Genomic DNA, 19211 nt, shown 5'->3' on the forward strand with positions numbered 1-19211 from the left:
CTACCCGAGGCTCGTCCTTGGGGGCGACGAGGGCGGCGGACGCGGTCCGTAGTCTGTGAGGTCAAGGACAGAAGCTGCGAAGCATGAAAAACGGGAGATGACGTGACGACGGCTGTGGCGAATCCGACGACCGGGGGCAGCGGAGGGCACTCAGCCGTGGCCGCACGGACCGAGGGCATCGTGAAGGCGTACGGGACGGGCGAGACGCGCGTCCTCGCCCTGGACGACGTCAGCGTGGACATCGAGCGGGGTCGCTTCACGGCGATCATGGGGCCTTCGGGGTCGGGGAAGTCGACGCTGATGCACTGCCTGGCCGGGCTCGACACCGTGACCAGCGGCCGGATCTGGGTCGGCGAGACCGAGATCACCGGGCTGAAGGACAAGAAGCTCACCCGCCTTCGCCGCGACAGCATCGGCTTCATCTTCCAGGCGTTCAACCTCCTCCCGACGCTCAACGCCCTGGAGAACATCACGCTCCCCATGGACATCGCCGGACGCAAGCCCGACAAGGAGTGGCTCGACCGCGTCGTCAGCACCGTCGGCCTGGGCGAGCGCCTCAAGCACCGCCCCAGTCAGCTCTCCGGCGGCCAGCAGCAGCGCGTCGCCGTCGCCCGCGCCCTCGCCGCACGCCCCGCCATCATCTTCGGCGACGAGCCCACCGGGAACCTCGACTCCCGCGCCGGCGCCGAGGTCCTCGGCTTCCTCCGCCGCTCCGTCGACGAGCTCGGCCAGACCATCGTCATGGTCACCCACGACCCCGTCGCCGCCGCGTACGCCGACCGCATCGTCTTCCTGGCCGACGGCCGGATCGTGGACGAGATGCGCGAGCCCACGGCCGACCGCGTGCTCGACCGCATGCGGGGCTTCGACGCCCAGGGACGCACGTCGTGAGCGTTCTCAAGACATCGCTGAGAAGCTTCTTCGCGCACAAGTGGCGCATGGTGCTCTCCGGGATGGCGGTGGTCCTCTCGGTGGCGTTCGTGTGCGGCACGCTGGTGTTCACCGCCACGATGAACACCACGTTCAACGCGCTCTTCTCGGTGACCGCCTCGAATGTCATGATCGCGCCAGCGGGTCAGGACGGCGACGCCGAGATGGAGGGCGGCGGCGCGGTCACGGGCCGGCCCGAGACCATACCCGGCGCGCTCGTCGAGGACGTCTCCGCGATCGACGGCGTGGACCAGGTCACCGGCGTCGTCGCCTCCACCAGCGCGGTCGTCGTCGACGACCGGAACGAAAGCATCAGCCCCAGCACCGGGGCGCCCACCATCGTCTCCAACTGGTCGGAGATCGACACCCGTTCCATGGAGGTCGTCGAGGGCTCGCCCCCCGAGGGCGACGGCCAGGTGATGGTCGACCTCGACACCGCGGACAACAACGACCTGGCGCTCGGCGACGACCTGCGCCTGGTCACCGCGTTCGGCGACTTCTCCGTGACGGTCTCCGGCATAGCGGAGTTCGAGGTCACCAACCCCGGCGCGGCCATCTTCTACACCGACATGCCCCGCGCCCAGGAGTATCTGCTCGGCGGCACCGACGAGTTGACCAACATCTACGTCGACTCGGACGGCCGGATCACCGACGAGGCGCTCAAGGGCGACATCGCCGCCGCCCTCGGCGCCGACACCTACAAGCTCCAGACCGCCGACGAGTACATCGAGGAGAACCAGGACGCCATCGGCGAGGTGCTGTCCATCCTCGAGTACATCCTGCTCGGCTTCGCCGGGCTCGCGCTGCTCGTCGGGATCTTCCTCATCGTCAACACCTTCTCGATGCTGGTCGCCCAACGCACCCGCGAGATCGGCCTGATGCGGGCCATCGGCTCGAGCCGCCGCCAGGTCAACCGCTCGGTGCTCATCGAGGCGCTCCTGCTCGGCACGATCGCCTCCCTCGTCGGCTTCGGCGTCGGCATCGGCCTGGCGGTCGGGCTGATGGCCGTGATGAGCGCGCTCGGCCTCAACCTCAGCACCGAGGACCTCACCATCGACTGGTGGGTGCCGCTCGTCGGCGTCGTGCTCGGCGTGCTGGTCACCGTGATCGCCGCCTACATACCCGCGCGCCGGGCCGGGAAGATCAGCCCGATGGCCGCGCTGCGCGACCCGGGCATGCCGGGCGACATCCGCGCGGGCCGCATCCGCGCGGGCATCGGGGCCACCCTCACCGTGATCGGCCTCGCCTCCCTGCTCGGCACCGCGACCACCGACGACTCCGTGGGCGCGTCGGGGCTCCTGGCGCTCGGCATCCTGGCCAGCCTCCTCGGCCTGGTCCTGGTGGGCCCCGCGCTGGTCGGGCTGGTGGTCCGCGCGCTCAGCGTGGTGCTGCTGCGGATGTTCGGGCCCGTGGGCCGCCTGGCCGAGCGCAACGCCCTGCGGAACCCCAGGCGCACCGGCGCCACCGCCTCCGCCCTGATGATCGGCCTCGCGCTCGTCGCGGGCCTCTCGGTGGTCGGCTCCTCGATGGTGGCCTCCGCCACCGACGAGATAGACAACGCCCTGGGCGCCGACTACATCATCCAGACCGGGAACTTCACCCCGGTCCTCCCCGAGGTCTCCCGGGCCATCGACGAGGCGGTCGAAGGGCTCGGCGAGGTCGCCCCCGTCCACCAGATGGAGGGCGAGATCGAGGCGGCCGACGGGTCGACCGAGGAGATCTGGCTCGGCGCCTCCCCGTCGAGCTACGCCGACGCGGTCGAGATGAACGTCGCCGAGGGCGACTTCACCGACGTCTACGAGGGCGACGCCGTCTCGGTCGCCGCCGACTGGGCGGAGACCGCGGGCGTCGGCGTGGGCGACGAGGTGACCCTGACGTTCGACGGGGGCGACGCCGCCGCCCTCACCGTCGCCGCCGTGGTGAACACCGGCGCCACCATGTCATCGGCGTGGAACGTCAGCCTCGAGACCATGGAGAGCCATGTCCCCGAGGAGCGGCGTGCGCTGCCGTTCGTCGTCTTCGCCACCGCGGCGGACGGGCAGCAGGAGGCGACCCGCGCCGCCCTCGAGACGGCGATGGAGCCGTATCCGCAGATGGACGTCAGGGACCAGGCCGAGTACAAGGACCTGATCCAGAGCCAGGTCGGCATCCTGCTCAACATGGTCTACGGCCTGCTCGCGCTGGCGATCATCGTGGCCATCCTCGGCGTGGTCAACACCCTGGCCCTGTCCGTCATCGAGCGCACCAGGGAGATCGGCCTGACCCGCGCGATCGGCCTCTCCCGGCTCCAGTTGCGCGCGATGATCTGCATGGAGTCCATCGTCATCGCCCTGTTCGGCGCCCTCGTCGGCCTCGGACTCGGCATGGTCTGGGGGCTCTCGGGCCAGCAGATCCTCGCCATGGAGGGCATGGAGGTCCTGGAGATCCCCTGGGGGACGATCATCTTTGTCTTCTTCGGCGCGGCGGTGGTCGGCCTGTTCGCGGCGCTCATCCCGGCGTTCCGCGCCGGCCGGATGAACGTCCTGAACGCCATCGCCACCGAGTGACCCCCGCCCCGGCCGCGCCGGGGCCCGACACCACGACCGCCCGCCCACCCCGATCGAGGGGTGGGCGGGCGGCGTCGCGCCGTGCGCCGTCGGAGCGCCGTTCGCCCTCAGCCGGTCCGGCTGGCCGACGAGTTGGGCCCCACGGTGAGCTGGGCGCCGTCCGAGAAGGTCACGGTCCGCTCGGCGTCGCCGTAGTTGTGCGCGGCATAGGTGACGGTGCCGCCCTGGGAGAACGCCGCCGCCGTCGGGCTGTCCGCCGTGATGGCGGTGTCAGGGGCGCCGATCGAGTCCAGGGTGTAGATCCAGTGGTAGACGTGCGCCCACGACTCACCGGCCTCGGGCGAGCCCACGCCCCCGCCGTCCCCGTCGTAGGCCGCCCTGGCCGCGGCCGGGTCGGCGAGCGCCTGGAACTCCCAGAGGATCTCCTTCCACTCCACCGGCGGGCCGCCGTTCTCCTCGACCAGCTCCTCCAGGTTGCGGACGATGGCGTCCTTGTCGCGCGCCAGGTGCAGCGAACCGCCGGTCACCGGGAGGACGTTGATGCCGTGGATCTCCTCGGGGTTGCCGGTCCACCAGGTGGAGTGCGCGCCGCCGTTGCTCCACACCATGCCGAGCGTGTTGTGCTGGTAGTCCGCGGGGAAGTTCTGCTCGTCGCCGTCGAACCAGTACTGCCGGATCGCCTCCGACTCGGTGGTCAGCAGGTAGACGCCGAGGTCGCGCAGCGAGGTGTCACCCGTCGCCGAGCCCCACAGGATGAGGCCCGCGCTGAGGTTGATCGACTCGGACGAGGACTCCTGGTTGTTCCCCGCGGCGAAGCCCTGGTGCCCCGAGGCCCAGCTGTGCCCCGCGTACACGTCGAAGCCGCGCAGGAACGGGTAGCGGTCGTCGCCGCGCACGGGGTTGGCCGCGTCCCCGATCAGCTCCTTCACCATCCCGCCCCACGCGGAGTCCTCCGCCCAGGCCGGGTCGTACTGCGCGACGATCGCCGCGGCCATCACATAGTAGGAGTAGTGGAAGTGGTGGTCGTTCAGCTCGACGTCGCTGCCGTAGGAGGCCGGGTAGCCGGTGAGCGTCCGCCACTCGGAGTCGTAGGCGAACTGCGTGTCGCCGCCCGCGGTGAACCACTCCTCCAGGCGGGACTTGATCGCGTCGAGCAGCTGGTCGCGCGCGGTCGTCGCGCCGATCTGGTCGGCGATCGGCACCAGTTGGGCCAGCCTGCCGAACGCCTTGCCGCTCCAGTACGTGTCGCCCACCGGGATGTCGGCGGACGAGGCCACGTCGTTGACCAGGTTGGTGAGGTGGCCGGTGTCCACGCCCGAGGACTCGGGCAGCGCGGGCAGCACGCCGGTGACGTCCTGGGTGGTGGTGAACGACGCGCCGTCCCGCACCCGCATCGTGCCGCGCGGCGAGACGTACTCGTGGGCGGTCAGCTCGTCGCTCGTGTACTGCCACTGGTGCGGGTAGAGCGCCATGACGCTGCCCGTCTCCGAGCCCTCGCGCGCCTCCGTCTTGAGGGCGTAGGTGGCGCTGACGCTGCCGCCCGCCTCGTCGTAGTCCCAGGTGACGGTCGAGCCGGTGACAAAGCTGTAGGCGTACTGGGCGTAGAGGTCGAGGGCGTCGCGGCTCGGCAGCACCGCGAGCGAGTAGTAGTCCTGGCCGCCCAGGTCGGCGGTGATCTGCGAGCCGGAGACGGTCCAGTCGCTGCCGCTCGGGGCGAAGAGGGCGTAGTCGTGGCCGTTGACGGAGATGCCGAGCAGGCTGCCCTCGTCGGCGAACACCTCGGGCGCCGACGCCGCGGTGACCTGCGCGGCGCCGCCCGAGGTCTCGGCGTACACATAGGGGCTGCCATGCCCGATGGTGGCGCGGAGGGTGGCGCCGCCGCCCTCCCAGTAGGGGCTGACGGTCCAGTCGGACCAGCCGTCGGCCTTGGTGTCGGGGGAGTTGAGCCCGGCCACGCCGACGGTGAGATCGGCCTGGTGCGGGAAGTGGTAGGAGACGCCGCTGACGTCGGGCTGGGTCGGATAGCCGACCTCGAGGCCGGAGTCGACCGCCTGGTAGCTCAGCGGGTGGCCGAACATCGGCTGGGAGTGGGGCTGGTCCGCGTAGCGCTTGAAGACCAGCGACGACCACCAGTCGTTCGTGGGCACGGGCTGATCGGCCATGGCCTCGGTCACCTGGGGCGTGACCGCGGCGCCCTGCGAGTTCTGGGGGCCGTTGGTGCCCGCGGGCCTTTCGTCCGAATAGCTGCCGCTGCCGACGGGCACCTCCGCGGCGTTCGCGGAGCCCGGCACCAGCGCCAGCCCCGCCACGGCGGTGGCCGCGGCGGTCAGCGTCAAGGCGGTGCGTCGAAGAGGAATGTGGGACCGCATGTGCTGGGGTACCTCGCAACCGGTGGGGGAGTGGATACGGCTGAGAGCGCTCTCATGCTGCCGTTGAACTTAGAGATGCGGGGTTTTTGTGTCAATGCTTCGCACGTGAACCGGGACGGCTGCCCGTTCGGACTTCAAAGGCCGTAGGGGCGGCGGGAGTTCGGCGTCGGTGGGCGTGGTGGGTCGGTGTCGGTGTCGGTGTCGCTGGGCGGGGCGGCGGCCGGTGGGGACCGGGGGCCCGGCCCCCTCGCGCGTACCGGCTCCTTCGACCTCGGCGTCCGCTGTCCTGGTGGGCTGTTACCCTGCGAGGGGCGGGTGTTCCGCGCTCAGCGTGGCCTCAGCGTGTGGCCTCAGCGTGGCCCGTTGATCCGTTGCGGAGGGAGATCCAGCGTGGCAGGTGACGACGACATCTCCGGGTGAGATCCGGAGCTGGCCGATCGTGGGCGTGCGTGTGCGCGCCGCCGTTCGGGCTGCCTTGTCGTCCCCCTGTTCCCGCCCCCGCCGGGCGCCCCAGGCGCGCCCGCGTTCGCAACGAGGTCTCTTCGATGTCCGACGCCCTCATCGTCTGTTCCGACCTGTCCTTCTCCTGGCCCGACGACACCCCCGTCTTCACCGGCCTGTCGTTCACCGTGGGCCCGGGCCGCACCGGGCTCGTCGCGCCCAACGGTGCCGGGAAGAGCACCCTGCTCAAGCTGATCGCCGGGGAGCTGCGGCCCACCCGCGGCGCCGTGACCGTGCACGGCGAGGTCGGGTATCTGCCCCAGACCCTGCCCCTCACGGGCGAGGGGACGGTCGCCGACGTGCTCGGCGTCGCGCCCGTCGTCCGCGCCCTCGACGCCATCGAGTCCGGTGACACCGACGAGGAACACTTCGCCGTCATCGGCGACGACTGGGACATCGAGGAGCGCACCCGCGCCCAGCTGGACCGGCTCGGCCTCGGCCACCTCGCGTTCGACCAGCCGCTCGCCACCCTCAGCGGCGGCCAGGTCGTCTCGCTCGGCCTGGCCGGGCAGCTGCTCGGGCGCCCCGACGTCCTGCTGCTCGACGAGCCGACGAACAACCTCGACCTCGACGCCCGCCGACGCCTCACCGCCGTGCTCGACGACTGGCACGGCTGCCTGCTGCTCGTCAGCCACGACCGGGCGCTGCTCGACCGCGTGGACCGCATCGTCGAGCTCGACCGCGGCGCCATCCGCTCGTTCGGCGGGAACCACACCGCCTACCTGGAGGCCGTGGTGGCCGAGCGCGAGGTCGCCGAGAAGAACATCCGCAACGCCGAGCAGGAGCTGAAGCGCGAGAAGCGCGAGGCGCAGCAGGCGCGCGAACGGGCCGAGCGGCGCGCGAGCAACGCCTCGCGCACCCTCAAAGACGCCGGTCTGCCCCGCATCGTCGCAGGGAACCTGAAGCGCGGCGCCCAGGAGGCCGCCGGGCGTTCGGGGCAGGTGCACGCCGCGCGCGTCGGCGAGGCGAAGGCGCGGCTCGACGAGGCCGGGCGCGCCCTGCGCGACGAGCAGAAGATCGCGTTGCAGTTGCCGGGCACCCGCGTTCCCGCCGGGCGCACCCTCTTCCTCGGCGAGGGGATCAGGGTGCGGCACGGCGAGCGGGAGATCTTCGCGGGCGACGGCGTCGACCTGACCGTCAGGGGCCCCGAACGCATCGCCCTCACGGGCCCGAACGGCGCGGGAAAGTCAACGCTGCTGCGCGTGCTTCACGGCGACCGGGAGCCGGACGAGGGCCGGATCCAGCGCGCCGAGGGCCGGGTCGCCCACCTCTCCCAGCGGCTCGACCTCCTCGACCCCGGGCGCACCGTCGCCGAGAACCTCGTGCACTTCGCGCCCGGCATGGCTCCTTCGGACCGGATGAACCTGCTGGCTCGGTTCCTCTTCCGCGGCCCCCGCGCCCATCTGCCGGTGGGGGTGCTCTCCGGCGGCGAACGGCTGCGCGCCACGCTGGCGTGCGCGCTGTACGCGGAGCCCGCGCCGCAGCTGCTCCTGCTCGACGAGCCGACCAACAACCTCGACCTCGTGAGCGTCGCCCAGCTTGAGGGCGCGCTGGCCGCGTACGAGGGGGCGTTCGTCGTGGTGAGCCACGACGAGCGGTTCCTGGCGGAGATCGGGGTCGAGCGGCGCCTCGAGCTGCGTGAGGGCCGCCTCGCCGAGCGCTGAACGGTCCTGGTCCTCGTCTGCTCGCCCGTGCCTGCTCGCCCGCGCCCGCTTGTCCATGCCTGATCGTTCATGCCCGATCGTTCATGCCTGTTTGTCCGTGCCCGCTTGTCCGTGCCCGCTTGTCCGTGTCTGTGCCCGTGCCCGTGTGCGGGGGTCGCCCGGCGGGCAACCGAACCGTTCACCCGGTGGTGTCCCATGCCCCAACCAGCCCTGCTCGCCCACGACCTCGTCCGCACCCTCGGCGCCCGGCGGGTGCTCGACGGGGTCTCGCTCACCGTCGCGCCCGGGCGGCGCGTCGGCCTCGTCGGGGAGAACGGGGTCGGCAAATCCACCCTGCTCACCATCCTCGCCGGGCACGACGAACCCGACCACGGCACCGTGACCCGGCCCCCCGACCTCGGCTTTCTCCACCAGGAGATGCCCTATGACGCCGGGGCGACGCTCGCGGACGTGCTCGACGATGCGCTCCGCGAGGCCCGCGACGACCTCGCCGAACTCGACCGGCTCACCGAGACGTTGGCCACCACCCCCGAGGGCGCGCCCGGTCATGCCGAGGCGCTCGACGCGTACGGGCGGCGCCTCGAACGGGCTGCGGCGCGCGAGGCGTGGGACGCCGACCGGCGCGCGGGGCTCGTGCTCGACGGGCTGGGGCTCGGGGGCGTGGCCCATGACCGCGCCCTGGGGTCGCTCTCCGGCGGGCAGCGTGGGCGGCTGGCGCTGGCCGCGCTGCTGGTGCGGCGCCCCACCGCGCTGCTGCTCGATGAGCCCACCAACCACCTCGACGACGCGGCAACCGCGTTCCTCGAAGACCAACTGCGCGCCCTGCCAGGGGCGTTGGTCGCCGCCAGCCATGACAGGGCCTTCCTCGACGCCGTCTGCACCGACATCGTCGACCTCGATCCGGCCCTGGAAGGACCGGTCCGCCACGGCGGCTCCTACACCGCGTACCAGGCGCACCGGCGCGCCGAACGCGCCCGCTGGGAGGAGCGCCACGCCGCATGGCTCGACGAGATCGCCGCGCTCCGCGAGCGCGCCGCCGTCACCGCCCACCGCGTCGCGCCCGACCGGGGGCCGCGCGACAACGAGAAGATGGGCTACGGCCACGCCGGGGGCCGGGTGCAGAAGCAGATCTCGCGCCGCGTGCGCAACGCCGCCCGCAGGCTCGCCGACCTCGAACGCGACCCCGTTCCCGCGCCGCCGCCGCCCCTGCGCTTCCGCCCGCCCGCCCTCACGGCGGGCGGGGACCCGGCGGCGGACGGGGAGCCACCGGTCCTGGTGGCGCTGCGGGGCGTCGCCGTGCCGGGGCGGCTGGCCATCGAACGCCTTGAGGTGACGGCGACCGACAGGCTGCTGGTCACCGGGGCGAACGGCGCGGGCAAGACAACCCTCCTCGGCGTGCTCGCCGGTACCGTGGCGGTGAACGGCGAGGTGACCCGCCGACCCGGCACGACCGTCGGGCTGCTGCCCCAGGACACCGTCTTCCCCAGGGCCGACCGCGACGCCCGTGCGATCTACGCGGCCGCGGTGGGCGCCGAACGGGCCGAGGCGCTGCCGCTCGACGCCCTCGGCCTGCTCGGGCCGCGGGACCTGGACACGCCGGTCGGCCGTCTCTCGGTCGGGCAGCGCCGCCGCCTGGCGCTGGCCCTGCTGGTCGCCGACCCGCCCCACCTGCTGCTGCTCGACGAGCCCACCAACCACCTCTCGCCCCGGCTCGCCGACGAGCTCGAGGAGGCCCTGGGCACAGGACCGGGCGCGGTGGTCGTCGCCACCCACGACCGCTGGCTCCGCACCCGCTGGCCGGGCCGCGAACTACGGCTGTGAACCATGGCTGTGAACCACCGCTGTGAAACGTCGTTGTGACTCGTCGTTGTGAACCTCCTTTGCCACAATGCTCCTTCATGGACGCCCCGACGGAACCGAGGCCGCCCGGCGGGGACGGCGCCGACGACTGGACCGAGGACCTTCCCCTTCGCACGGTCGACCGCGACGGGGTGGTGGCCCGCGACGTCACCATCCGCGTCGGCGCCGCCTCCCGGGCCGTGATCCTGCTGATCGACGGCGGGACCGAGACGCGCATCGGCGGCAACGACTACCTCGCCTGCCTGACCCGGGCCCGGGAACACCTGGAGCGCCAGGGCCGCCTGCTCTGCTGCCAGGGCGCCAGGCCCGAGGTGCACCCCTCGGGGCTGCTGCGGCAGTTCTCCCATGGGCGGGAGGCATACGTCCGCGGCTCGGGCGGACCCGGGGGCCCGGACGACGTGGTCGACATCTTCGCCCCCGCGCCGGAGGGGTCGGTGGTCGGCCTCGCCGAACAACGCGACGCCGTCATGGCCTTCTTGACAACCCTCCGCGACGCGCGGCGGGACCGGGACGCGAGGCGGGACCGCGACGCGCGGCCGTGATGGGATGCGTGCCATGGCGCGCCTCCACCTCGACACCGACCTGGGCGGTGACCCCGACGACGCCTGTGCCCTGGCCATGCTGCTCGGCTGGCCAGACGCCGAACTCGTCGGCATCACCACCACCATCGACCCCGGAGGCCGCCGCGCCGGATGCGTCGAGCACATGCTCCGGCTGGCGGGCCGGGACGACATCCCCGTGGTGGCCGGGGCCGCGATGTCGCTGACCAGGCGGGAGGTGGCCGAGCCCGCCACCGGCGACCCACGGCACTGGCCCCTCGACCCGCCCGCCAGGCCCGCCCCCGCGGGAGCGGCCCTCGACGCCCTGGAGCGCGCCATCGACCTCGGCGCGACCCTCGTGACCATCGGCCCGCTGACCAACCTCGCCGTGCTCGAGGCCGTCCGCCCCGGGGCGCTCGCCCGGGCACCGTGGTCACCATGGGCGGCTGGGTCGTGCCGCCGGGTGAGGGGCTGCCGCCCTGGGGACCGGAGCGGGACTGGAACATCCAGTGGGACACCCACGCCGCGGCGGCCGTCGTCGCGGCGGCCGGGCACCTGACGCTGGTCACCCTCCCCGCCACGCTCTCCGCCTGGCTCACCCGACGCGACCTGCCCCGGCTGCGCCGCGCGGGCGCGATGGGCCACATCCTGGCGCGGCAGGCGGAGGCCCGCGCCGTCGATGCCGACATGACCACTCTGGGCCAGGACCACCCGGGTCTGCCCGATGACCTCCTCAACTTTCACTATGACCCGGTGACCTGTGCGATCGCCGCGGGATGGCTCGGCGCGGAGACGGCGGAACGCCACCTGACCACGGTCCTCCGGGACGGCGTGCTCCACTTCGAGCCCGACCCCGCCCCCGACGCCGAGTGCCCCGTCACCGTCGTCACCCGGGTCGACGGACGGGCGTTCGGCCCCCTGTGGCTCGACGCCGTCGAGGCAGCCGCAACGGCACGCGGCGCCGAGTGACGAACGCTCCAGGTCGGCGAACCGCCTGCCGGTCAGCGGACGGCCGCTCCGCGCGGACGTCGGCCACGGCAGCGCCCCACGGAGACGCCCGGCCTCAACTCCCGTCCGCCACGGGCCCCGTGGACTCCCGCGGGATCAACGTCGGCGGGCGAATCGCCGGGGGCGGTGAGTGCGGGAGGTCGAGCAGCCGGAACATCTCGACCGCCGCCGCCCGGCCCAGGGCCTCCACGTCCTGGGCCACCGTGGTGAGCTGCGGGAAGACCAACTCGCCCAGCGGCAGATCGTCATGGCCGAGCACCGACAGCTCCCCCGGCACGTCGAACCCCAGGCGGCGGGCGGCGTTCATCCCGGCGACGGCCATCGTGTCGTTGGCGAAGAGGATCGCCGTGGGCCTCTCGGCCGCGTCCGCCGCCAGCAGCTCCCGCGTCGCCGCGACCGCGTCCTGGGCCGAGAAGTCCGAGACCAGCACCCGCCACGGCCGCAACCCCCGCTCGGCCAGCGCCGATCGGAAGACCCGCCGCCGGTACACCGTGTGCACCCGATCCTCGGGCCCGGACACGTAGGCGATCCTGCGATGCCCCCACTCCAGCAGGTGGCGCACGGCATCCCGCAGGCCCGCCTCCTGGTCCTCGGCCCCCACCGATGCCACCGGATCCTCCCGCCAGGGCTCGCCCACCAGCACGGCGGGCAGCCGCAGCTGGCGCAGCAGCTCGAACCTGGGGTCGCCTATCCGGGACTCCGTGAGGATCACCCCGTCCACCCGCCGCTCCTCGGCCAGGCGCCGGTATGCGCGCTCCTCCGCCCCCGGCTCCTCGCCCACGATGTGCAGCAGAAGCCCGAAGTCGGCCGGGGCCAGCTCCCGTTCGATGCCGGAGATCAGCAGCGTGAAGTGCGGGTCCGTCGCCAGGACATCCGTCGACCGGCCCGCGACCATCCCGATCGCCCGGGTGCGGGCGCCCCGCAGCGCCACCGCCGTCGCCGAGGGCGACCACCGCAGCTTGGCCGCGGCGTCCAGCACCCTCTTGCGCGTCGGCGCCGAGATCCCGCCCCGGTCGTTGACCACCTTGGAGACGGCCGACACGGACACCCCGGCGAGCGCCGCGACATCGGCGATCGTCGGCTTGGCCGCCTTGCCGGGCTTGCGCCGCTCCATCTGTCCCGCCACGGATGAGAGCGTAGTCACCGGCGGCACATCCACCCCCACCCCCACCTCCCGACTGTCGACAATGAGTTGGTAAAACGATATACCTGGGCCCATGAAGCGCAACGCGGCGAAGATCGACGGCTCGACGGTCTGGGTCGGGGTCAACTACTGGTCCCGCACCGGCGGCCCACTCATGTGGCGGGACTACCAGCCCGATGTCATCGACGAGGAGCTGCGCGTCATGCGGGATCACGGCATCACGCTGACCCGCTCCTTCTTCTACTGGCCCGACTTCATGCCCGCCGAGAACACCCTCGACCCGGACATGCTCGCCCGCTACGACGACTTCCTCGATCGGCACCACGCCCTGGGCATGACCACCATCCCGACCTTTCTCGTCGGCCACATGTCCGGCCAGAACTGGGACCCGGCCTGGCGCCGAGGCCGCGACATCTTCGGCGACGCCTCCTTCGTCGCCCAGCAGGAGTGGTATGTCCGCGAGCTGGCCGGGCGGTGGAAGGACCACCCGGCCGTCGCCGCCTGGCTCCTCACCAACGAGATCCCGATCTATGGCCACTGGCAGTCCCGCGGCATCGGCACGCTCGACCCGGCGGCCGTCACCGCCTGGGCCGCCACCCTGATCAACGCCGCGCGTGAGGCCGGCGTCCGGCAGCCCGTCTCCATCGGGGACGGCGCCTGGGGCGTCGAGGTCACCGGCGCGGACAACGGCTTCCGTATCCGCGACCTGGAGCCGCTGATCGACTTCCACGGGCCGCATGTCTACCGCATGGAGACCGACCCCGTCCGTCAGCACCTGGGCGCGGCCTTCGTCTGCGAACTGCTCGGCCCCATCGGCGGCAAGCCGGTGATCATGGAGGAGTTCGGGGTGACCTCGGACTATGTCTCCGAGAAGAACGCCACCCACTACTACCGCCAGGTACTCCACAACACCCTGCTCGCCGGGGCCACCGGCTGGATCCCGTGGAACAACACGGACTACGACGCCCTGTGGAACCAGGAGCCGTACAGCCACCACCCGTTCGAGATGCACTTCGGCCTCACCGACGACCAGGGGCGGCCCAAGGAGCAGCTGCGCGAGGTGCGGCGCTTCACCGATGTGCTGCGCGCCGTGGACGCCCCCCGCCTGCGCCGCCCCGACACACAGGTGGCGCTGGTCGTCTCGTCCTTCCTGGAGAAGCCCTACCCCTTCACCCAACCCGAGGACCACACCAGCGTCTTCGCCCACACCCGGCAGGCCTACGTCGCCGCCAGGGAGGCCGATCTGCCGGTCGGGGTGGCGCGCGAGGCCGACGGGCTGCCCGACGACTGCGCCCTCTACCTGCTGCCCTCGGCCAAGCAACTGACCGCCCCCGGCTGGCGCCACCTCGTCGAGCGGGCGCACGCGGGGGCCACCGTCTACGCCTCCTACTTCGTCGGCGAACACGGCGTGCAGCGCGGACCGTGGTGGCCCAAGCTCGACGAGACCTTCGGCGTGGTCAAGCAGCTCCGCTACGGGCTGGTCGACCCGATCGAGGACGACGAGGTGCGCGTCACCTTCCGCCGGGACTTCGGCACGATCCGGGCCGGCGAGGAACTGGTCTTCCCCGTGGCCGGGACGGAGAACTCCCGCTCCTACCTGCCCGTCGAGCCGAGGGAGGCCGAGGTCGTCGCGACCGACGCGCACGGCCGCCCCTTCCTGCTGGAGAACGCGGCGGGCAGCGGACGCCTGGTGCTGTGCACCTATCCGATCGAGCACATGGCGGCCCTCACGCCCCGGGTGAACCCGGAGCCGACCTGGCGGCTGTACGCGGCACTCGCCGAAGTGGCGGGCGTCGCGCCCGAGGTGACCGTGGACGATCCACGGGTGCTGGTGGGGAGGATGGAACATGAGGACGGACGCTCCTTCGTCTGGTTCGTCAGTCAGCACCCCGAACCCCTGACCGTGCGGCCGAGGATCGCGGAGAAAGCGGGCGCGCTGCGTGACCTGACCGGCCAGAGCTTCCCCGCCATCGAGCTGTTCCACTATGGCGTCGTCGTCACCGAGCTCACCACTGACGAAAGTCAATGACTTTCCTTACGAAGGTCAGTACCGAAGATCCCCGGACTCCTGGAAGCTGGATGCCATGAAGATCGAGTCAGCGGAGACGGTTGTCACCAGCCCCGGCCGGAATTTCGTGACCCTCCGGATCACCACCGCGGACGGCGTCACGGGCCTCGGCGACGCCACGCTCAACGGCCGGGAGCTGGCCGTCGAGTCGTATCTCCGCGAGCACGTCGCCCCCTTGCTGATCGGCCGTGACGCCCACCGCATCGAGGACACCTGGCAGTACCTCTACCGCGGCGCGTACTGGCGCCGTGGCCCCGTCACCATGGCCGCCTCGGCCGCCGTCGACATGGCCCTGTGGGACATCAAGGCCAAGGCCGCGGGCATGCCGGTGTACCAGCTGCTCGGCGGCGCCTCCCGCACCGGCGCGCTGGCCTACGGGCACGCCTCGGGGCGCGACATCCCCGAGCTGCTCGACTCCGTCCGCGCCCACCAGGAGGCCGGGTACCGCGCGATCCGCGTCCAGACCGGCATCCCCGGCCTCGACTCGGTCTACGGCGTCGCCTCGTCCTCCGCCGGTGGGGGACAGCGGTACGACTACGAGCCCGCCCGCCCCACCGCGCTGCCCGTCGAGGAGACCTGGGACACCCGCGCCTATCTGCGCCACATCCCCACGGTCTTCGAGGCCGTGCGGCACGAGTTCGGCCCCGAGTTGCCCCTGCTCCACGACGGTCACCACCGCATGACGCCCATCCAGGCCGCCAAGCTCGGCAAGGCCCTGGAGCCCTATGACCTGTTCTGGCTGGAGGACGCCACCCCCGGCGAGGACCAGTCCGCCCTGCGCCTGATCCGCCAGCACACCACCACGCCGCTGGCCATCGGCGAAGTGTTCAACTCCCCGCATGACTACACCCTGCTCCTCCAGGAGCGGCTGATCGACTATGTCCGCTCCGCCGTCACACACACCGGCGGCATCACCGCGATGAAGAAGCTGCTCGACCTCGCGGCGCACTACGGCGCCAAGTCCGGCATCCACGGCCCCACCGACATATCGCCGGTCGGCATGGCGGCGGCCCTCCATCTCGACATAGCCATCCACAACTTCGGCATACAGGAGTACATGCGGCACTCGGCCGAGACGCTGGAGGTCTTCCGCACCAGCTACACCTTCACCGACGGCCTGCTCCACCCCTCCGACACCCCGGGGCTCGGCGTCGAGCTGGACGACGCGGCGGCCGCCCGTTTCCCGTACCGACCCGCCTACCTCCCGGTCAACCGCCTCATCGACGGCACCGTGCACGACTGGTGACACGGCCGGACGTCACCGGTGATCGGCCGACAGGGCCACCTCGGAATCAGAGGAAGGAGGACTACGGTGGCGCGCGGGTGGGCCCGCGGCGGCCCATGACGAAGAGGGGGAGACGGGGCCATGAGCCACTCAATGATCTTTCACGCCGTCGAGGTCGGTGACGGCAGCGACGGCCGCTGGAGCGGCAGGCTGTTCGGCGAGCTGCCCGCACTGATCGGCCGATGGGCGACCGACGAGGCCCGCACACCCGAGGGGGCCGCGGCGGCCCGGGAGCAGTCGTTCGGCGCGTTCGCGCCGGGCGGTCGGAAGGTCGTTCTCGGCGGTGGGGCCTGACGCCGAGACGGGTGACCCCTCCTCCGGCGCCCGCGAGTTGTGAGCACGGAAGGGCGGCGGAGGAGGGGAGCCTTCCCGAAGGGGTGAGGGCTCAGCAGCCGTTGAGGATGCTGGTCAGGGCGCTCTTCTCGGCCGAGTCGACCGACAGGCCGTAGTGGTACTTCACCTGCACCCACGCGCGGGCGTAGACGCAGTGGTAGCCACTCAGCGGCGGCAGCCACTCGGCGGGGTCGCGGTCGCCCTTGGACTGGTTGACGTTGTCGGTGACGGCGAGCAGTTGGGGCCTGGTCAGGTCGTTGGCGAAGGCCTCGCGCTGGCTCGTCGACCACGCGTCGGCGCCCGAGTCCCAGGCCTCCGCGAGCGGGACCATGTGGTCGATGTCCACGTCGGAGGCGGCCGACCAGGTCGCGCCGTCGTACACGGAGTACCAGCTGCCGCTCACCGCGGCACAGCTGGAGTCGGTCTCGACGTTGTCGCCGTCGCGCTGGAGGACGACCTCGCGGGTGTTGCAGCTACCGCTCTGGGTGCTCCAGTGGGGGAAGAGGTCGCGGTCGTAGCCGGTGCGGTCCTCGGTCGCGACCGACAGTGAGGCGAGATAGGAACGGGCCGTTGCCGCGCTGACCGGCGTCGGCAGTGCCGCCTGCGCCGCGGGACCGGTGAACAGGGCGGCCAGGGATATGAGACCGGTGAGGGCGGCGAGTACACCCAGACGTCGACGCGCGTAGACCGAACGCGTGCGGCTGGCGTTGCGCAACTGGATCACGCGAACTCCCTGTGTGTGGGGGTGGGGTTCGGCTCGGCAGAGCCGCGTGCCATGCGTCGGCCATGCTTCCGGCGGAACGTTTCTTCGCGGCATGCGGCAGGTAACGGTTTGACGGCATGCTCACGTCATTCCCGGCGAAATCGGGCGTTGCCGGTCGCGGCCGCGGAGCCGGTAGCGTCACGGGCGGACGAAAAGGAGCGTGAGATGGCCAGGAGCCGAGAGCACGAGTACGACGTCAGCGTGCGCTGGACGGGCAACACCGGGGCGGGGACAGCCGGTTACCGCGGATACGGCCGACGACACGAGGTCGTGGCCCCCGGCAAGACGGTGACGATCCCGGGCAGCGCGGACCCGGCGTTCGTCGGCACCCCCGAGCGCTGGAACCCCGAGGAGCTGCTGGTCGCCTCCCTCTCCCAGTGCCACATGCTCAGCTATCTGGCGCTGTGCTCGCTCCAGCGGATCGTCGTCACCGCCTACGAGGACGGCGCCCACGGCACGATGCGGGAGACGCCGGGCGGCGGGGGCCGGTTCACGGAGGTGGTGCTGCGCCCCGTCGTGACCGTCGCCGACGAGGGCATGGTCGCCAAGGCCATCGAGCTGCACACGCGGGCGCACGAGATCTGCTTCGTCGCCTCCTCGGTCAGCTTCCCCGTGCGCAACGAGCCCACCGTCCGCGTGGCGGGCGCGGACACGGAGGCATGAGGGACATCAGCCGACATCAGCCGGTGAACAGCTGGGTGGCCTTGCGGATCAGCTCGACCAGCCCGTAGCCGAGCGGCAGTCCGGCCCAGAGCCAGACGAGGACGAGCAGGGTGCGTCGGTTGTTCATCGCCTGGCCGCTCCTTCGTGTCCTTCCCGTTCCGCCTGTCCTTCCCGTTCCGCCTGCCGCTCGGGCGGCGGGGGTTCGTGGTGCTTGGCGTTCACCGGGCGCACCAGCTCGTTGGCGATGAAGCCGACCACCAGCAGCGCGATCATCGTGACGAACGACAGCACATACAGGTCGGGCCCGCTCCGCCCCGCCTCCTCCTGGCTGTCCGCGATGGCGTTGACGATCAGCGGCCCGAGGACGCCCGCGACCGACCAGGCCGTCAGCAGCCTCCCGTGGATCGCGCCCACCTGGTAGGTGCCGAAGAGGTCCTTGAGATACGCGGGGATGGTCGCGAAGCCGCCGCCGTAGAAGGAGAGCAGGAGCAGCGTCGCCGCGATGAACAGCGGCCGCGACGTGTCCCCTGCCAGCGCCAGCGTGAGATAGAGGAGCGCTCCGGCGCCGAGGTAGAGGCGGTAGACGTTCTTGCGCCCGACGAGGTCGGACGTGGAGGACCAGACGATGCGGCCGACCATGTTGGCGAGCGAGAGCAGCGCGACGAACCCCGCCGCCGCGGTCGCCGTGACCGGGGCGCCGGTGTCGGCGAAGAAGTCCTGGATCATGGGCGCGGCCTTCTCCAGGACGCCGATGCCCGCGGTGACGTTGCAGCAGAGCACGATCCACAGGCACCAGAACTGCGGCGTGCGGATGGCGTTCCGCGCCGAGACCTGCCCCGTGGTGACCATCCGGTCCGCGGAGGCGGTGGGCGGCTCCCACCCCGCGGGGCGCCAGTCGGGCGCGGGGACGCGCACCAGCCACACGCCGAGCGACATGAACACCGCGTATCCGGCGCCGTGCACGGCCATCGTCGTGGCGATGCCCCCGGTGTCGGTGCCGAACGCGTCCAGCATCTCGCTCGACCACGGCGAGGCGATCAGCGCGCCGCCCCCGAAGCCCATGATCGCGATGCCGGTGGCCATGCCGGGCCGGTCGGGGAACCACTTGATCAACGTGGACACCGGCGAGATGTACCCGATGCCCAGCCCGATGCCGCCGACGAAGCCGTAGCCGAGCACGATCAGCCAGAACTGTTCGGTCCACACGCCGAGCGCGGAGATCAGGAAGCCGCTGGAGAAGCAGACCGCCGAGACGAACATCGCCCAGCGCGGCCCCCTGCGCTCCACGAGCGTCCCGCCGAACGCGGCCGACAGGCCCAGCATGACGATGGCGAGCTGGAACGGCAGCGCGCTCTGGGTGCCGCTGAGGTCGAGCGTCTCCTCGAGCGGCGGCTTGAAGACGCTCCACGCGTACGCCTGCCCGATGGCCAGGTGCACCGAGAGCGCGGCGGGCGGGATCAGCCAGCGGCTCCAGCCGGGCGGGGCGACGATCCGTGAACGGTCCAACAGGCCAGGCCCCATGGGCCACCTCCGGGCTG

General features: G+C 71.9%; 15 protein-coding genes. 10 read left to right on the plus strand and 5 right to left on the minus strand.

The genetic code is table 11. The annotated features are described in order from the left end of the window. The first annotated feature begins 102 nt into the window (after window positions 1–102). Both D7318_RS15800 and D7318_RS15805 read left to right on the plus strand, forming a co-directional pair. Window positions 103–891: an ABC transporter ATP-binding protein gene (locus D7318_RS15800; protein ID WP_120697745.1), complete on the plus strand. Its 789-nt coding sequence runs from the start codon at window positions 103–105 to the stop codon at window positions 889–891. Continuing rightward, entirely contained in the window at window positions 888–3476 is a 2589-nt protein-coding gene (locus D7318_RS15805) for an ABC transporter permease (RefSeq protein WP_120697746.1), read from the plus strand. The genes D7318_RS15800 and D7318_RS15805 overlap by 4 nt, the downstream gene beginning before the upstream one ends. Before the next feature lie 107 nt (window positions 3477–3583). Here the strand turns inward: D7318_RS15805 and D7318_RS15810 are convergent, their stop codons facing one another. Next, on the minus strand, window positions 3584–5845 hold the full coding sequence (locus tag D7318_RS15810; protein WP_120697747.1) for a glycosyl hydrolase: 2262 nt from the start codon (window positions 5843–5845) through the stop codon (window positions 3584–3586). 545 nt (window positions 5846–6390) lie between these two features. Here D7318_RS15810 and D7318_RS15815 point away from each other — a divergent pair. The 4 genes from D7318_RS15815 to D7318_RS15830 all read left to right on the plus strand — a co-directional run bounded on the left by D7318_RS15815 (window position 6391) and on the right by D7318_RS15830 (window position 10968). After that, window positions 6391–8010, plus strand: a complete 1620-nt coding sequence (locus D7318_RS15815) for an ABC-F family ATP-binding cassette domain-containing protein (protein ID WP_120697748.1) — start codon at window positions 6391–6393, stop codon at window positions 8008–8010. Window positions 8011–8205: 195 nt separating this feature from the next. After that, a complete protein-coding gene (locus tag D7318_RS15820) occupies window positions 8206–9831 on the plus strand; it encodes an ABC-F family ATP-binding cassette domain-containing protein (protein WP_120697749.1) in 1626 nt (541 codons plus the stop codon). Between the two features lie 77 nt (window positions 9832–9908). Then, on the plus strand, window positions 9909–10412 hold the full coding sequence (locus D7318_RS15825; protein ID WP_120697750.1) for a hypothetical protein: 504 nt from the start codon (window positions 9909–9911) through the stop codon (window positions 10410–10412). A gap of 13 nt (window positions 10413–10425) precedes the next feature. Beyond that, window positions 10426–10968, plus strand: a complete 543-nt coding sequence (locus D7318_RS15830; RefSeq protein ID WP_183091434.1) for a nucleoside hydrolase — start codon at window positions 10426–10428, stop codon at window positions 10966–10968. Window positions 10969–11472: 504 nt separating this feature from the next. Here the strand turns inward: D7318_RS15830 and D7318_RS15840 are convergent. Beyond that, window positions 11473–12531: a LacI family DNA-binding transcriptional regulator gene (locus tag D7318_RS15840; protein ID WP_120697753.1), complete on the minus strand. Its 1059-nt coding sequence runs from the start codon at window positions 12529–12531 to the stop codon at window positions 11473–11475. A gap of 103 nt (window positions 12532–12634) precedes the next feature. Here D7318_RS15840 and D7318_RS15845 point away from each other — a divergent pair, with 103 nt between their 5' ends. The 3 genes from D7318_RS15845 (at window position 12635) to D7318_RS15855 (ending at window position 16208) form a co-directional block, all read left to right on the plus strand. Continuing rightward, complete coding sequence (locus D7318_RS15845; protein ID WP_120697754.1) at window positions 12635–14590, plus strand: glycoside hydrolase 5 family protein; 1956 nt, start codon at window positions 12635–12637, stop codon at window positions 14588–14590. Between the two features lie 55 nt (window positions 14591–14645). After that, the gene (gene manD, locus D7318_RS15850) at window positions 14646–15875 is read left to right on the plus strand and encodes a D-mannonate dehydratase ManD (RefSeq protein ID WP_120697755.1); all 1230 of its coding nucleotides are present in this window, start codon (window positions 14646–14648) and stop codon (window positions 15873–15875) included. A gap of 120 nt (window positions 15876–15995) precedes the next feature. Further along, window positions 15996–16208, plus strand: a complete 213-nt coding sequence (locus D7318_RS15855; protein WP_147437729.1) for a hypothetical protein — start codon at window positions 15996–15998, stop codon at window positions 16206–16208. Window positions 16209–16299: 91 nt separating this feature from the next. Here D7318_RS15855 and D7318_RS15860 read toward each other — a convergent pair whose 3' ends face one another. Beyond that, window positions 16300–16971 (minus strand): HNH endonuclease family protein, encoded by a 672-nt coding sequence (locus D7318_RS15860; protein WP_230423773.1) that lies wholly within the window; start codon window positions 16969–16971, stop codon window positions 16300–16302. A gap of 204 nt (window positions 16972–17175) precedes the next feature. Here D7318_RS15860 and D7318_RS15865 point away from each other — a divergent pair, with 204 nt between their 5' ends. After that, a complete protein-coding gene (locus D7318_RS15865; RefSeq protein ID WP_120697758.1) occupies window positions 17176–17673 on the plus strand; it encodes an OsmC family protein in 498 nt (165 codons plus the stop codon). A 16-nt stretch (window positions 17674–17689) separates the two neighbouring features. Here D7318_RS15865 and D7318_RS35120 read toward each other — a convergent pair whose 3' ends face one another. Together D7318_RS35120 and D7318_RS15870 are read right to left on the minus strand one after the other, a co-directional pair. Then, a complete protein-coding gene (locus tag D7318_RS35120) occupies window positions 17690–17800 on the minus strand; it encodes an MFS transporter small subunit (protein WP_413470593.1) in 111 nt (36 codons plus the stop codon). After that, window positions 17797–19194, minus strand: coding sequence for an L-lactate MFS transporter (locus D7318_RS15870; protein ID WP_120697759.1), 1398 nt, complete (start codon window positions 19192–19194; stop codon window positions 17797–17799). Before D7318_RS15870 ends, D7318_RS35120 begins: the two co-directional genes overlap by 4 nt. Between the last annotated feature and the right edge of the window lie 17 nt (window positions 19195–19211).

Source organism: Streptomyces radicis (genome assembly GCF_003626575.1).
In the GTDB taxonomy this organism is placed as follows: domain Bacteria; phylum Actinomycetota; class Actinomycetes; order Streptomycetales; family Streptomycetaceae; genus Streptomyces; species Streptomyces radicis.